The organism is Streptomyces sp. NPDC014764, from assembly GCF_043082785.1.
GTDB classification, from domain to species: Bacteria; Actinomycetota; Actinomycetes; order Streptomycetales; family Streptomycetaceae; genus Streptomyces; species Streptomyces althioticus.
In genome coordinates, this window is sequence record NZ_JBIBXY010000003.1 from 667,454 (window position 1) to 681,085 (window position 13,632).

Annotated in this window: 13 protein-coding genes; 4 read left to right on the forward strand and 9 right to left on the reverse strand. The window is 71.7% G+C overall.

Features of this window, described 5'->3' with window-relative positions:
• Positions 1 to 30: 30 nt before the first annotated feature.
• Together alr and ACF1AG_RS11780 are read right to left on the reverse strand one after the other, a co-directional pair.
• Positions 31 to 1,197 carry an alanine racemase gene (gene alr / locus ACF1AG_RS11775; RefSeq protein WP_359744198.1) on the reverse strand — a complete coding sequence of 389 codons (1,167 nt, stop codon included), beginning with the start codon at positions 1,195 to 1,197 and terminating at the stop codon, positions 31 to 33.
• Between the two features lie 734 nt (positions 1,198 to 1,931).
• Entirely contained in the window at positions 1,932 to 3,422 is a 1,491-nt protein-coding gene (locus ACF1AG_RS11780; RefSeq protein WP_391809676.1) for an NAD(P)H-hydrate dehydratase, read from the reverse strand.
• Positions 3,423 to 3,574: 152 nt separating this feature from the next.
• Here ACF1AG_RS11780 and ACF1AG_RS11785 point away from each other — a divergent pair, with 152 nt between their 5' ends.
• On the forward strand, positions 3,575 to 4,741 hold the full coding sequence (locus ACF1AG_RS11785) for a hypothetical protein (RefSeq protein ID WP_359606859.1): 1,167 nt from the start codon (positions 3,575 to 3,577) through the stop codon (positions 4,739 to 4,741).
• A 212-nt stretch (positions 4,742 to 4,953) separates the two neighbouring features.
• On the opposite strand, the gene ACF1AG_RS11790 is transcribed toward ACF1AG_RS11785, so the two are convergent.
• Positions 4,954 to 5,322 carry a VOC family protein gene (locus ACF1AG_RS11790; RefSeq protein WP_359606857.1) on the reverse strand — a complete coding sequence of 123 codons (369 nt, stop codon included), beginning with the start codon at positions 5,320 to 5,322 and terminating at the stop codon, positions 4,954 to 4,956.
• A gap of 60 nt (positions 5,323 to 5,382) precedes the next feature.
• Between ACF1AG_RS11790 and ACF1AG_RS11795 the strand changes: the two genes are divergently transcribed.
• The gene (locus ACF1AG_RS11795) at positions 5,383 to 5,835 is read left to right on the forward strand and encodes a MarR family transcriptional regulator (RefSeq protein ID WP_359606855.1); all 453 of its coding nucleotides are present in this window, start codon (positions 5,383 to 5,385) and stop codon (positions 5,833 to 5,835) included.
• A 186-nt stretch (positions 5,836 to 6,021) separates the two neighbouring features.
• Positions 6,022 to 6,624, forward strand: coding sequence for a TetR/AcrR family transcriptional regulator (locus ACF1AG_RS11800; RefSeq protein WP_359606853.1), 603 nt, complete (start codon positions 6,022 to 6,024; stop codon positions 6,622 to 6,624).
• A gap of 76 nt (positions 6,625 to 6,700) precedes the next feature.
• Here ACF1AG_RS11800 and ACF1AG_RS11805 read toward each other — a convergent pair whose 3' ends face one another.
• The 6 genes from ACF1AG_RS11805 to ACF1AG_RS11830 all read right to left on the reverse strand — a co-directional run bounded on the left by ACF1AG_RS11805 (position 6,701) and on the right by ACF1AG_RS11830 (position 12,086).
• A complete protein-coding gene (locus ACF1AG_RS11805) occupies positions 6,701 to 7,276 on the reverse strand; it encodes a nuclear transport factor 2 family protein (protein ID WP_359606851.1) in 576 nt (191 codons plus the stop codon).
• A gap of 589 nt (positions 7,277 to 7,865) precedes the next feature.
• Entirely contained in the window at positions 7,866 to 8,702 is an 837-nt protein-coding gene (locus tag ACF1AG_RS11810; protein WP_359606849.1) for an RNA polymerase sigma factor SigF, read from the reverse strand.
• Between the two features lie 92 nt (positions 8,703 to 8,794).
• A complete protein-coding gene (locus ACF1AG_RS11815) occupies positions 8,795 to 8,920 on the reverse strand; it encodes a hypothetical protein (RefSeq protein ID WP_391809677.1) in 126 nt (41 codons plus the stop codon).
• A 6-nt stretch (positions 8,921 to 8,926) separates the two neighbouring features.
• Positions 8,927 to 9,298: a holo-ACP synthase gene (locus tag ACF1AG_RS11820; RefSeq protein ID WP_086703298.1), complete on the reverse strand. Its 372-nt coding sequence runs from the start codon at positions 9,296 to 9,298 to the stop codon at positions 8,927 to 8,929.
• A gap of 49 nt (positions 9,299 to 9,347) precedes the next feature.
• The gene (glmS, locus tag ACF1AG_RS11825) at positions 9,348 to 11,195 is read right to left on the reverse strand and encodes a glutamine--fructose-6-phosphate transaminase (isomerizing) (RefSeq protein WP_387795033.1); all 1,848 of its coding nucleotides are present in this window, start codon (positions 11,193 to 11,195) and stop codon (positions 9,348 to 9,350) included.
• 102 nt (positions 11,196 to 11,297) lie between these two features.
• The gene (locus ACF1AG_RS11830) at positions 11,298 to 12,086 is read right to left on the reverse strand and encodes a hypothetical protein (RefSeq protein ID WP_359606845.1); all 789 of its coding nucleotides are present in this window, start codon (positions 12,084 to 12,086) and stop codon (positions 11,298 to 11,300) included.
• Positions 12,087 to 12,263: 177 nt separating this feature from the next.
• On the opposite strand from ACF1AG_RS11830, the gene coaA reads away from it, so the two are divergent.
• Positions 12,264 to 13,232 carry a type I pantothenate kinase gene (gene coaA, locus ACF1AG_RS11835; RefSeq protein WP_359606844.1) on the forward strand — a complete coding sequence of 323 codons (969 nt, stop codon included), beginning with the start codon at positions 12,264 to 12,266 and terminating at the stop codon, positions 13,230 to 13,232.
• Positions 13,233 to 13,632: the final 400 nt, after the last annotated feature.

A 13,632-nucleotide genomic window follows, 5' to 3' on the forward strand; every position in this document is an offset into this window, starting at 1 on the left:
CTCCTCTTCCCCGCACCCCACGCAGGGCGCTTACCCGTTCACGTACACACGCGGGACACGGCTGCCGATGCGGGTCACGATCTCGTACGCGATGGTCCCGGACGCCTGCGCCCAGTCCTCCGCGGTGGGCTCGCCACGGTCACCGGGCCCGAACAGTACGGCCTCGGCCCCCTCCCCGGGCTCGTCACCCCCCAGATCGACGACGAACTGATCCATGGCGACCCGCCCCGCGACGGTCCGCCACTTCCCCTCCACCAGCACGGGGCCCCCGCCGGAGGCATGCCGCGGAATCCCGTCGGCGTACCCGAGGGGCACGAGCCCCAAGGTCGTGGCCCCCGCGGTCACGTAGTGATGCCCGTAGCTGACCCCGTGCCCGCCCGGCACGCTCTTCACCAGCGCCAGCGACGCCGTGAGGGTCATCGCAGGGCGCAGCCCCAGCTCCACCGGCGTGCCGATCCCGGGGCTGGGCGAGACGCCGTACATCGCGATGCCGGGCCGCACCAGGTCGAAGTGGCTCTCGGGCAGCGTCAGCGTCGCGGGCGAGTTGGCGATGTGCCGCACCTCGGGCTCGACCCCTTGCGCCTCGGCGTACGCCACCATCTCCCGGAAGGTGAGCAACTGCGCGGCGATGGACGGGTGCCCCGGCTCGTCGGCGCAGGCGAAGTGCGACCACAGCCCGGTGACCTTCAGCAGCCCCTCGGCCTCCGCACGCAGCGCGCCCGCGACCAGCTCGGCCCAGTCGGCGGGCTGGCACCCGCCCCGCCCGAGCCCGGTGTCCGCCTTCAGCTGCACCCGCGCGGGCCGGCCGGCCGCCCTCGCCGCCGCGACGACCTCGTCCAGCGCCCAGTACCCGCTCACCGAGACGTCGACGTCGGCCTCGACGGCCTCCCGCCAAGGCCCTCCCGGCGTCCACAGCCAGCACATCACCCGGACGTCGTCCGGCACGCCCGACCCCGGCGCCCTCAGCGCGAGTGCCTCCTGCGGGGTGGCGGTACCCAGCCAGGTCGCCCCGGCCTCGACGGCCGCACGCGCGCAAGGGACCGCGCCGTGCCCGTATCCGTCGGCCTTGACGACGGCCATCACGGCGGCGCGGGGGGCGCGGTCGCGGAGGGTGCGTACGTTGGCCCGCACGGCGGCCAGATCGATCACAGCGCGGGCGCGGAGCTGCGCGCCGTACGGGTCAGCTGTCTCTTTCATCCCGGACAGTGTCTCAGAGCGAGGGCGCGAGTCCTCTGCACCGGGGGTACGGCCCCTTTGCACTCCGTGCGCTTCCACGCCCGGGTCAGGGCCGCTTGCCGACCGACGTCGGCCCAGGTCACGGATTCTGTGGGCCGCACCCGGGACGCCGACGACGGCACCGGCGTGCGCGTGGGCCGGGGTGTCGGCGCCACGAGGTGCCGCCGCTCGCCCTGGACGGCACGAATGCCCGCGGTTTGCAGCGCATGTGCCGGCCACCGGTGTCGGGGTAGCCGCCGACGGCGGGGAGGGGACGGGGTGGGGTTGGGCGCCCGCAGCGGCTGGCGCGTCCACGCCCTGGGCCTCTCGAGAAGCACTCTCGCGCCAGACCGAGGACGACCACCCCCACCGCGGCCCCGCACCACCACCCCACCGTGGGCGCTACACCAACCCCCACCGGGGCGGACGTTGCGCCGCAGGCGTCAAACCCAAGCCCCACCGAACCGCGACCCTGCACCACGGCCGCCGCACTCGCGCACCCACCGAACCGCAACCCTCCACCACAGCCGCCGCACTCGCGCCCCCACCGAACCGCAACCCTCCACCACAGCCGTCACACTCGCGCCCCCACCGAACCGCAATCCAGCACAGCAGAGGTGGCGTCACTCCCGCGCCCCCACCGAACCGCAATCCAGCACAGCAGGCGTGGCGTCACTCCCGCGCCCCCACCGAACCGCAACCCTCCACCACAGCCGTCACACCCCGACCCCCACCACACTCCGCCAAGCCTCCGGAATCCGCCCCGCCACATCCTCCGCCGCCACCGGCGCCCCCTCCGCAGCGAACCGCCCCGCCAACCCGTGCAGGTACGCCGCCACACTCCCCGCGTCCACCGCCGACAACCCCGCCGCCAGCAGCGACCCCCCGAGCCCCGACAGGACGTCCCCGCTCCCCGCCGTGGCCAGCCACGGCGTCCCCGTCGAGTTGACCCGCACCGCACCCCCGCCCCCCGCCTCCGCCACCACCGTCGTCGACCCCTTCAGCAGCACGGCCGCCTCATACCGCGCCGCCAGCTCCCGCACAGCCGCCAGCCGCCCCGACTCCACTTCCTCCCGCTCGACCCCCAGCAACGCGGCCGCCTCCCCCGCATGCGGGGTCATCAACGTGGGCACCCCCCTCGACCCCCTCCCCCGCACCGCGCCCACCTCCGCCAACCGCAACCCGTCCGCGTCGATCAGCACCGGCACATCCGCCGCCAGCACCTCCTCCACCGTCGCCGCGTCGTCCCCGGCCCCCGGCCCGACGACCCACGCCTGCACCCGCCCAGCCCGCGCGGGCCCCCGGTCGGACACCAGCGTCTCGGGATACCGAGCCAGCACCGCACCGCCCGCCGGCCCCGCGTACCGCACAGCCCCGGCGCCACCCCGCAGAGCACCGCCCACCGCCAGCACGGCCGCCCCCGGATACCGGGCGGACCCGGCCGCGACCCCGACAACCCCCCGCCGGTACTTGTCGCTCTCCGCCCCCGGCACCGGCAGCAACCGCGCCACGTCCGCATGCTGCAGCGCTTCCACCTGAGGCGAGCCGGCCGACGCCATCTCCAGCCCGATGTCGACGAACCGCACCACCCCCGCATGCTCCCGGGCCGGATCGATCAACAACCCCGGCTTGTACGCCCCGAACGTCACCGTGACATCGGCCCGCACGGCGACCCCGCGCACCTCCCCCGTATCCGCGTCGACCCCGCTCGGCAGATCGACGGCGACAACAGCCCCGCGCCCCCGACGAGCCGCCTCCGCCAACGGAACCGCGCTCTCCCGCAGTCCGCCCTTCCCTCCGATCCCCACGATCCCGTCCACGACGAGATCGGCCTGCTCGACGAGCCCCACCGCTCCCCCGGCGTCGGCGTCGGCGTCAACGTCCGCGTAGGCGTCGGACACCACGGAACCCCCCGCCCGCCGCAACGCGGCCAGCCCACCCGCATGAGCCCGCCCCGGTGCCAGCAGCACGGCCCGCACCCCGGCCCCCCGCCGGGCGAGCCGCGCACCTGCGTACAGCGCATCACCCCCGTTGTCGCCGCTCCCCACCAGCAGCACCACCCGGCTGCCGTACACGCGCCCCAGCACATCGGCGCACGCCGCGGCGAGCCCCGCGGCGGCGCGCTGCATCAGTGCCCCCTCCGGCAGCCGCGCCATCAGTTCCCGCTCCGCCGCCCTGACCGTCTCCACGCTGTAAGCAGTCCGCATACCTCCGAGTTTCCCGCACCCCCCACCCCCTTGCTCCCCCGTCGCCGCGCCCCTTGACTGCACCTCCCCCCCTTGCCACACTCCCGGCCCCTCCCCGCGTGAATCGATTCACTCGAACCGGTTCGACAACCGACACGAGAAGGACACCCCCCATGCGACGCAGAGCCGCGTTACTCGCCTCAGCAGCGACCACCGCCCTCCTGACGGCGGTGGCCACCCTCACCGCCCCCACCGCATCCGCGGGGACACCGGCCCCCGCCCGCGCAGCGGCATGCGGCGACGGCACCTACCACGCCGAAGCCGTCCGGAACGGCTCCACCTGGACCGCCCGCCGGGGCAGCAGCACGGTGTACACGGGCACCGACATGCGCGCGGCCGTCCAGGCGGCGATCGGCGCCCTGACGGCGAACCGCACCACCAAGGAACGCGTCGTCGTCCGGGGCTCCGGCTCCGTCTCCGCCGGCTCCCGCATCTCGCTCCCCAGCTACACGGTCCTGGACGTCTGCGGCACGATCGACGTCACCGGCACCGGCTCGGGCGACCAGGCGCCGGTCTACTCGCGCGGCACCCGCGACATCGAGGTGCAGCACCTGAACGTCACCGGCGCCCCGCTCTACGGCATCTTCCTGCGCAACGTGCAGAACGTGGTCCTGGGCCAGATCGACATGCGCCTCTCCCGCGGCCTCGGCGTCCGCATCGACAACCGGGGCGACACCAGCCAGTGGACGCGCAACGTCCGTATCGACGACGTGTACGTGTCCGGCGCGTCGAGCCACGCCGTGGAGACGTACGGCGTGGACGGCCTGACCGTCGGCACGGTGACCGCCCGCAACGTGGGCGAGTCCGGTCTCCTCCTCAACCAGACCATCAACGCGACGGTGACGAAGGTGGATGCGGAGAACGCCGGCACCGGCACCGGCTACGCGGCCTTCCGCATGGCCAACCGCAACGGCCGGATCGGCAGCAGCTACGCGACGAACATCCGCGTCGGCGAGGTGATCGCGCGCGGCGGCGGACGCGGCGTGTTCTGCGTCTCGGAGAGCGGCGGGGCGACGATCGACCGGATCACGCTCTCGTACACCGGGAACAACGCGATCCTGATCGAGAACTGCTACAACGTGAACCTCGCGGCGCAGAGTGGCACGGTGACCGGCGGCGGCGAGATCCGTCTGGCGGCCCGCTCGGAGTTCCCTAACAACAGGGACATCACGGTCCAGAACCTCACGGTGACGAACTCGGCGATCCGCGAGAGCCCTTGCGGAGAGAACACCAGCTTCCGCAACAACCGCCTGGTGAACAGCACACAGTCGATCTGCTGACCGGTTCGACGGGCGCGCCCCGCGCGAAGCGGTGCCCCACACCACCGGAAGCGGGCATCCGCGCGTCACGGGTACCCCGCACGAAGCGGCGCCCCGCACCACCGGAAGCGGGCATCCGCGCGTCGGCCATCACCCTCGGCGGCACCTCGGTGCGGTCGGGGAGCGGCTCCTGGAAGCTGCCATGGCCGACCGCGCATGCGGGTCGTCGTGGCTCACGTGCGGTCGTGGAGGGTGACGTGGTAGCCGTCGGGGTCGGCGAAGGTGAAGGTCCGGCCGAAGGGGCCGTCGATCGGTGCGGAGACGATCGTGTGACCGTCGGCGACGAGCGCGTCGTGGATCGCCTGGACCTCGGTGGCGTGGAGCCAGATCGCGGCGCCGATGCCGGGCCGAGCGGCGGATGCCAGATCCGTGCCGGGAACGACGTCTCGCAGGGCGAACACGATGGGCTTCGTGTCAAAGACGACGGCGTGCGGGGGTCCGGCCGGCGAGCGGACGAGGCCCAGGTACTGCTCGTAGAACGCCTGCGAGGCGTCGCGGTCGCGCACCTGCAGCGAGATGAAGTCGGGGCCGGTGACGGGCATGGTGAACTCCTCATTCGGTGTCAGTTTTCTGACACGCAGACTCTATGTCAGAATACTGACATGAGTCAAAGAGGGGACGGCGTCGACCTGGAGACGTCACTGGGATACCTGCTGAAAGAGGCCTCTAGCGCCCTGCGCACAGCCATGGAAGAGGTGTTGCGCCCTCTCGGGATGAACATCACGCACTACTCCTGCCTCGAGCTGCTCGCCCAACGGCCCGGCCTGTCGAACTCCGAACTCGCACGGGGCGCGTTCGTGACACGGCAGACGATGAACGTGCTGCTCCAGACCCTGGAACGAGACGGTTACGTGACCAGACCCGCACAGGCGCCCGCCGGGAAGGCCCTTCCCGCACGACTCACGCCGCGCGGCCGGCAGGACCTCGAAGCGGCCAGCAAAGCCGTCCGTTCCGTCGAGGCCAGGATGCTGGCCGGCCTGACCCCCGCCGAGCAGTCGGACGCACTCCGCATCCTGCGGACGATGACCCGCTCCCTGCGGGACGACCAAGACTGAAGGGGCCACCCCATGTCGGGGTGACGCCTGCACCGGTCAGCCCTGCGGGGCCACCCCGCCGAGCCGGCCGTGCTGCACACGGCGGGCCCGCCGAGATCATTTAACGTTGTTAGGATGGCTGGGCCGTGATGCGCCGCCGGCCCCGGCGGCGCATGCCGAGGACATGCTGGAAGCGAGGCGCCCACCATGCCGGCCAGCACAAGGCGGGCCCGCGAACGCGCGATGACCCGTGGACGCATCATCGAGGCGGCGTTGCACATCCTCGAGAACGACGGCGTCACGGCGCTGACGATCCGGCGCATAGCCGATGCCGTCGAATACTCCGCGCCCGTGGTCTATCAGCACTTCGCCAACAAGGACGCGCTCGTGCTGGAGCTCGTCGCCCACGGCCACCGACTGATGACCGCCGAGCTGCGGCAGGCCGCCGAGGAGCCCGACATCGACCGGCGCTTCCTGTTGCTCGCGTCCGAGAGCGTCCGCTTCGCCGGCGAGCATCCGCACCTCTACCAGGTGATGAACGACAACACCGTCGACGCGGATGAGCGCCTGCACGCGGCCGCCCCCATGATCGACCTCCTGAGGGAACTCCTCACCAGCTGGTCGGACGCCCACGACGTGGTCCTGGCCGATTTCGACGAGGCCTGCGACATCGTCTGGGGGACCCTGTCCGGCATAGCGTCGCTCGGCCGCATCGGCACCGTCGGCAACGAGCGCGCCCAGCAGCTCGCCCGGAAGGCGACGCAGACACTGCTTCGCGGCTGGCGGGCCGACTCTCCCGTGAACGGCTAGACACCGACACGACAGGGAGTCCGGCACGGTATCCGCGAGACCGGACCGGACCTGCTCACCGACCCGCCCGAGGACATCAGCTGCCGGGCGGGGTCCAGTCCGCGGGCAGGCCGGATTCGCTGAGGATCTCGCCCCTGTTGTAGTAGTCGTTGCTCGACTGGATGAGATTGCCGCGCAACCGCAGCACCGTCACGAGCGGGACTGCGAAGGGGCGAGGCGCACCCACGATGTGGCCGCTGAACACCCCCTCGACCACGACCCCGTCACCCCCGCGGAACCCACCGGTCGCCTCGAACGCGAGATTCTCGATGAGCTGCCGGGACCCGGTCTCCCACTCCTCGACCCCCTTGGAACCGCGGAACACCAGGTCCAGGGCACGGTCGGTGTAGACCGCGTCCTTGGTGTACAGACGGGCCAGATCCCGGGTGTCGCCCGTCGTCCAGGCGGCGGCCCAGCGCCGCCCGATCGCCGGCACCCGCTCCTCCCGGTGTTTCGGCGCGCCGACGAGCTGCTGCTGCGCCCCGGCCTGCCCGGCACGCGGTCCGGCCGCCGCCTCGGAAGAGGCCGCAGAGCCGGCTCCGGCGGTTCCGGCTATCAGAGCCGCCGCGGCCACTCCGACAGCGAGGCCGGGAACGAGATGACGCGTACGCATGTGAGTCTCCTTGACCTGGAACGGCGCAGGACCGGCCCACAGAGCCGATCTAACGACGTTAGATTTCCTAACGCCGTTAGACTATGGAGGTCCGACGCCACCGTCAAGGCACTCAGGAACTGGACGCGGCCAGGACCTCGGCGTGACCACCACCGGCCGCCGTCGGCAACCGACGCGGGGCAGGGACAGGCGTGCAGGGCGCAGCGGTGGCCGTCCTCACCCGGAAGGGCCGCCTCCCGGGCTGCGTGTCCTGTGGGCATGACGGCGTCTTCCGCCGCCGGGGCGGGGTGCGCGCGGACGGCGCCGAGGAGTTGCCGGCGACGGCCCGCGGCCGCCGCGAACCGGTGAGCGGAACGATCACGCGACAGGGAACCGAGCCGGACGCCGACGACCCCGACGGCGACGACACGGAAAACCGCAGCACAAAGGGCCCCCCGCCGCTCGTCCGACATCCACGAGCCGCGGGAGGCCCCGCTGCCATGCTTGGCCGGCCGGGAGATCACCCGGCCGATCCGTCAGCCTCGTGTTCACGCCCTCCAGGAGGGACGGAGCGACAGTGCTCCGAGCCCCGCTGAAGGAGCTGAGACCCTCAGTTGGTGGCGAGCATCCCCGCCCGCAGCCGCTTCAGCGTCCGCGACAGCAGTCGCGACACGTGCATCTGGGAGCACCCCAGCCGCTCGCCGATCTCCGCCTGGGTCAGCTCCTCCACGAACCTCCAGTGGACGATCTTCCGCTCGCGCTCGTCCAGCTCCGCGATCATCGGGGCGAGGGCGTGGAAGTCCTCGACCAGCCCCAGCGCCGCGTCCTCGGTGCCGATGAAGTCCGCGAGGACGCTTTCGCCGTCCGGCTCGCTGCCGATGGCGGCGTCCAGGGACGCGGAGTTGTAGCCGTTGGCGGCCAGCCGGGCCTCGTTGACCTCGGCCTCGGTGAGGCTCATCAGCGTGGCCAGCTCGGCGGTCGTGGGCGTGCGGCCCAGCCGGCTGCGCAGTTCCTCGGTGGCGCGGGCGAGCTGCACCCGGGCCTCCTGGAGCCGGCGCGGCACGTGCACGGACCACGAGGTGTCACGGAAGAAGCGCTTGATCTCACCGACGATGTAGGGGATCGCGAAGGAGGTGAACTCGACCTCGCGGGACAGCTCGAACCGGTCGATGGCCTTGATCAGACCGATCATGCCGACCTGGACGATGTCCTCCATCTCCTCCGGCCCGCGGCTGCGGAACCGGCCGGCCGCGTAGCGGACCAAGGACATGTTCATCTCGATCAGCGTGTTGCGCGCGTACTGGTACTCGTGAGTACCTTCCTCCAGCTCCGTCAGCCGCCGGAAGAACTGCCGGGACAGTTCACGCGCGTCCTGCGGCGCGACCTGGCCGGGATTCGCGACCTCCGGCAGCTCGGTCACGCTCTGCGCCTGGTCCGTCCGTGCCATTGTCGACGTCACAGTAAAGCCCTCCCTCATTGATGCCCCCGCTCCGATACCGGCTCCCTGCCTGTACCCCCACTTCTCCGATGCACGCACCTTCACCGACGAATTTTTTTCAGGAGGCGTACGAGGGCGAAAACGACGGTCAGGACGGCGGCGATCAGAAGGAGCACATCGCCCCAGACGGGAAGGTCGACGGCCACCCCGGGCCACGCGAGATCCACGGCGCCTCACCCCTCCGCGACCACGACCGCCGAGGCCACCCCGGCGTCGTGGCTGAGCGAGACGTGCCAGGAGCGCACCCCCAGCTCCTCCGCGCGCGCGGCGACGGTCCCCTTCACCCGCAGCCGCGGCTGCCCGCTGTCCTCGCACCACACCTCGGCGTCGGTCCAGTACAGCCCCGCGGGAGCCCCGAGTGCCTTGGCCAGGGCCTCCTTGGCGGCGAACCGCGCCGCCAGGGAGGCGATGCCGCGCCGCTCCCCGCTGGGCAGCAGCAGCTCGCTCTCCACGAAGAGCCGCCGCGCCAGCCCTGGCGTGCGTTCCAGCGACGCGGCAAACCGCTCGATCTCGGCGACGTCGATCCCGACTCCGATGATGCTCATGCGGGCACCCTAAATCGCCGTCCCCCGGCGCCCTGAGTCACTGCGCGCCTCACTCCACCGTCACGGACTTGGCGAGGTTCCTCGGCTGGTCCACCTCGTTGCCGCGGGCGGTGGCCAGCTCGCAGGCGAACACCTGCAACGGCACGGTCGCGACCAGGGGCTGGAGCAGCGTGGGCGTGACCGGGACGCGGATCAGATGGTCGGCGTACGGGACGACCGCGTCGTCCCCTTCCTCCGCGACCACGATGGTCCGGGCGCCGCGCGCGCGGATCTCCTGGATGTTCGACACGATCTTGTCGTGCAGCACGGACCGCCCACGCGGCGACGGCACCACCACGACCACCGGCAGATCGTCCTCGATCAACGCGATCGGCCCGTGCTTCAGCTCACCTGCCGCGAAGCCCTCCGCGTGCATGTACGCGAGCTCCTTCAGCTTCAGCGCGCCCTCCAGCGCCACCGGATGGCCGACGTGCCGTCCCAGGAACAGGACGGTGTTCTTCTCCGCCAGCGAGCGGGCGAGCTCCCGCACGGGCTCCATGGTCTCCAGGACGCGCTCGACGGCCCCGGGCATCGACCCGAGGTCGCGCACCACGGCGCGGATCTCGTCGGCGTACTTGGTGCCGCGCACCTGCCCCAGGTACAAGGCGACCAGATAGCACGCGACCAGCTGCGTCAGAAAGGCCTTCGTCGACGCGACCGCGACCTCCGGACCGGCGTGCGTGTACAGCACGGCGTCCGACTCCCGCGGGATGGTCGACCCGTTGGTGTTGCAGATGGCCAGCACCTTGGCGCCCTGCTCCCGCGCGTGCCGCAGCGCCATCAGCGTGTCCATGGTCTCGCCGGACTGGGAGATGGCGACGACGAGCGTCTGCTGGTCCAGGATCGGGTCGCGGTAGCGGAACTCGCTCGCCAGCTCCACCTCGCACGGCACGCGCGTCCAGTGCTCGATGGCGTACTTCGCGATGAGCCCGGCGTGGAAGGCGGTGCCGCAGGCGACGATGACGACCTTGTCGACCTCGCGCAGCACGTTCGCCGGGATGCGCACCTCGTCCAGCGTCAGCGAGCCCGACCCGTCGATGCGGCCCAGCAGGGTGTCGGCGACCGCCTTCGGCTGCTCGGCGATCTCCTTGAGCATGAAGTAGTCGTAGCCGCCCTTCTCGGCGGCGGACGCGTCCCAGTCGACGTGGTACTCGCGGACGTCGGCCGGCGTCCCGTCGAAGTCGGTCACCGTCACGGCGTCCCGGCGCAGCTCGACCACCTGGTCCTGGCCCAGCTCGATCGCCTCACGCGTGTGCGCGATGAACGCGGCGACATCCGAGGCGAGGAACGACTCGCCCTTCCCTACGCCTACGACCAGCGGGGAGTTGCGGCGCGCGCCGACGACCACGTCGGGCTCGTCGGCGTGCACGGCGACGAGGGTGAACGCGCCCTCCAGCCGTCGGCACACCAGCCGCATCGCCTCGGCGAGGTCGGCGCAGGCGGAGTACTCCTCGGCGAGCAGGTGGGCGACGACCTCGGTGTCGGTCTCGGAGGCCAGTTCGTGCCCGCGTTCGGTCAACTCCTCGCGCAGGGCGGCGAAGTTCTCGATGATGCCGTTGTGGACGACGGCGACCCGGCCCGCGTTGTCCATGTGCGGGTGGGCGTTGGCGTCGGTCGGCCCGCCGTGGGTGGCCCACCGGGTGTGCCCGATCGCGGTCGTCCCGGCCGGAAGGGGCCGTTCGCTCAGCTCCTTCTCCAGGTTGACCAGCTTCCCGGCCCTCTTCGCCGTGGCCAGTCCGCCGTCGGCCTGCACGGCGACGCCCGCCGAGTCGTAGCCCCGGTACTCCAGTCGCTTCAGTCCGGCCGTCACGACGTCAAGCGCCGACTGCGGCCCCACGTAACCCACGATTCCGCACATGCCGGGCAGCCTACGGTCCGTCAGCCACCGAAAACGGCCTCCGCGTGCCCGAAATCGGAAATTCCCACCGGTGCGCGAGGCACCGGTGGGAGACGTTCCGCGTCAGCCGAGCTTGCCGAGCTGAGCGGCGACGACGTCGGCCGGGACCTCGAAGTCCTTGCCGGTGGCCATGGACGCCAGGTTCACCGCGCTGAAGGTGACCACGGTCGAGCCCTTGCGCACGACGACGATCTTGGCGGGCGCCTTGACGCCCTCGTCGGCGGCCACGGTCAGCGTGACGGCGGCACCCTCGTCACCGCCCTCGGGCGCGTCGCCGGTGGCGGCCTTCGCGACGTCCAGCGGCTCGCCGACGAGGGTGGCCTCGAACCCGCCCGCGCACTTCTCGGCCGCCGTGACGACGCCCTTCACGGCCTGCTCGGCGCCGTCACCCTCGTAGGAGGCGAGGTTGATCAGCACCTTCTCCGTGTCCAGCGCGGCCAGGAGGGCGTCCTCGGGCTTGGTGTCCGCGGACGGCTTCACCGGGTCGCCCGTGAAGGAACGCTTCACGGTCGCGGCCGGCTCACCCTGGGCCACACCGGCCTGGGCGTGCGCCAGCGGCAGGCAGGCGGCGTCCTTCGTCTCCACCTTTTCGGCGGCGATGTCGTCCGTCGCGGGGAGCTTGGCGGCGACCTTGCCGCCCGTGACGTCCGACTGCGCGAGCGCTGCCTTCTCCAGCTCGGCGGCGGTGAGCACCTTCGCCGGGGCAGCGGCGGAGGTGCTGGGCGTGGCATTGCCCTTGCCCTCGTCGGCCTTGTCCTGGTCGTCGCCGGAGCCGCCACAGGCGGTGACGAGCAGGGCCAGCGCGGCGGCCGAGGCTGCGAGGGCGGTACGACGGACGGAACTGGTTCTCACGGAGGAACTCTTTCTCGAAGGTGCGGAGGAATGATCCGCATCACGTGCGCGCACTGTAGACACAGCCGCTTCACAGTTGATCACCGGGGTCCCCACAGTTTCCCGGCGTGACACAGCCCACCTGTCGCCGCGTTCGAACTCCGTTAACAATGGACTGTGATCTCTCCGGTCCCCTCGATGCCCCGGAGCGCCCACCGGCAGCGGCCGGAGGCGACTCCCTACGTCGACCTCACCCGTTCCGAGTGGAGCGCGCTGCGCGACAAGACGCCGCTGCCGCTGACGGCGGAGGAGGTGGAGCAGCTACGCGGCCTCGGCGACGTCATCGACCTCGACGAGGTGCGGGACATCTACCTGCCGCTGTCCCGGCTGCTCAACCTCTACGTCCGCGCCACCGACGGGCTGCGCGGTGCGCTCAACACCTTCCTCGGCGAGAAGGGCTCCCAGTCGGGCACGCCCTTCGTCATAGGGGTCGCCGGCTCCGTCGCCGTCGGCAAGTCGACGGTGGCGCGCCTGCTCCAGGCCCTGCTCTCCCGCTGGCCCGAGCATCCCCGCGTCGAACTCGTCACGACGGACGGCTTCCTGCTGCCCACCCACGAGCTCCAGGCGCGCGGCCTGATGTCGCGGAAGGGTTTCCCCGAGTCCTACGACCGACGGGCGCTGACGCGCTTCGTGGCGGACATCAAGGCCGGCAAAGCAGAAGTCACCGCCCCCGTCTACTCCCACCTGATCTACGACATCGTCCCGGGCGGGAAGCTCACGGTGCGGCGGCCGGACATCCTGATCGTGGAGGGCCTCAACGTCCTGCAGCCGGCCCTCCCCGGCAAGGACGGCCGCACACGGGTCGGCCTCGCGGACTACTTCGACTTCAGCGTGTACGTCGACGCGCGGGCGGAGGACATCGAGCACTGGTACCTCAACCGCTTCCGCAAGCTGCGGCAGACGGCGTTCCAGGACCCGTCCTCGTACTTCCGGAAGTACACGCAGGTGTCCGAGGAGGAGGCCTTGGACTACGCCCGCACGATGTGGCGGACCATCAACAAGCCGAACCTCGTCGAGAACATCGCCCCCACGCGGGGCCGGGCGACCCTGGTCCTCCGCAAGGGCCCGGACCACAAGGTCCAACGCCTGAGCCTCCGCAAACTCTGACCCTCCGGGTCACGCCGCACGCCGCACCCCGGACGCAGAGGGACACCGACAGGGCCCCCATCGCCCTGGGCGGTACGAATACCCGCAATGTGCGGCGCATGTGCCCGCCACCGGTGCCGGTGCAGCCGCCGACGGCGAGGAGGGGACGGGGTGGGGGTGGGCGCCCGCAGCGGCTGGCGCGTCCACGCCCTGGGCCTCTCGAGAAGCACTCTCGCGCCAGACCGAGGACGACCACCCCCACCGCGGCCCCGCACCACCACCCCACCGTGGGCGCTACACCAACCCCCACCGGGGCGGACGTTGCGCCGCAGGCGTCAAACCCAAGCCCCCACCGGACGGCACGACGCACCGCAGGCGTCAAACCCAAGCCCCCACCGGACGGCACGACGCGCCGCAGACG

Bases quoted from the DNA above. Each gene is read 5' to 3' on its own strand.
- alr (WP_359744198.1), bottom strand. From the start codon at position 1,197: ATGAAAGAGACAGCTGACCCGTACGGCGCGCAGCTCCGCGCCCGCGCT.
- ACF1AG_RS11780 (WP_391809676.1), bottom strand. From the start codon at position 3,422: ATGCGGACTGCTTACAGCGTGGAGACGGTCAGGGCGGCGGAGCGGGAA.
- ACF1AG_RS11785 (WP_359606859.1), top strand. From the start codon at position 3,575: ATGCGACGCAGAGCCGCGTTACTCGCCTCAGCAGCGACCACCGCCCTC.
- ACF1AG_RS11790 (WP_359606857.1), bottom strand. From the start codon at position 5,322: ATGCCCGTCACCGGCCCCGACTTCATCTCGCTGCAGGTGCGCGACCGC.
- ACF1AG_RS11795 (WP_359606855.1), top strand. From the start codon at position 5,383: ATGAGTCAAAGAGGGGACGGCGTCGACCTGGAGACGTCACTGGGATAC.
- ACF1AG_RS11800 (WP_359606853.1), top strand. From the start codon at position 6,022: ATGCCGGCCAGCACAAGGCGGGCCCGCGAACGCGCGATGACCCGTGGA.
- ACF1AG_RS11805 (WP_359606851.1), bottom strand. From the start codon at position 7,276: ATGCGTACGCGTCATCTCGTTCCCGGCCTCGCTGTCGGAGTGGCCGCG.
- ACF1AG_RS11810 (WP_359606849.1), bottom strand. From the start codon at position 8,702: ATGGCACGGACGGACCAGGCGCAGAGCGTGACCGAGCTGCCGGAGGTC.
- ACF1AG_RS11820 (WP_086703298.1), bottom strand. From the start codon at position 9,298: ATGAGCATCATCGGAGTCGGGATCGACGTCGCCGAGATCGAGCGGTTT.
- glmS (WP_387795033.1), bottom strand. From the start codon at position 11,195: ATGTGCGGAATCGTGGGTTACGTGGGGCCGCAGTCGGCGCTTGACGTC.
- coaA (WP_359606844.1), top strand. From the start codon at position 12,264: ATGCCCCGGAGCGCCCACCGGCAGCGGCCGGAGGCGACTCCCTACGTC.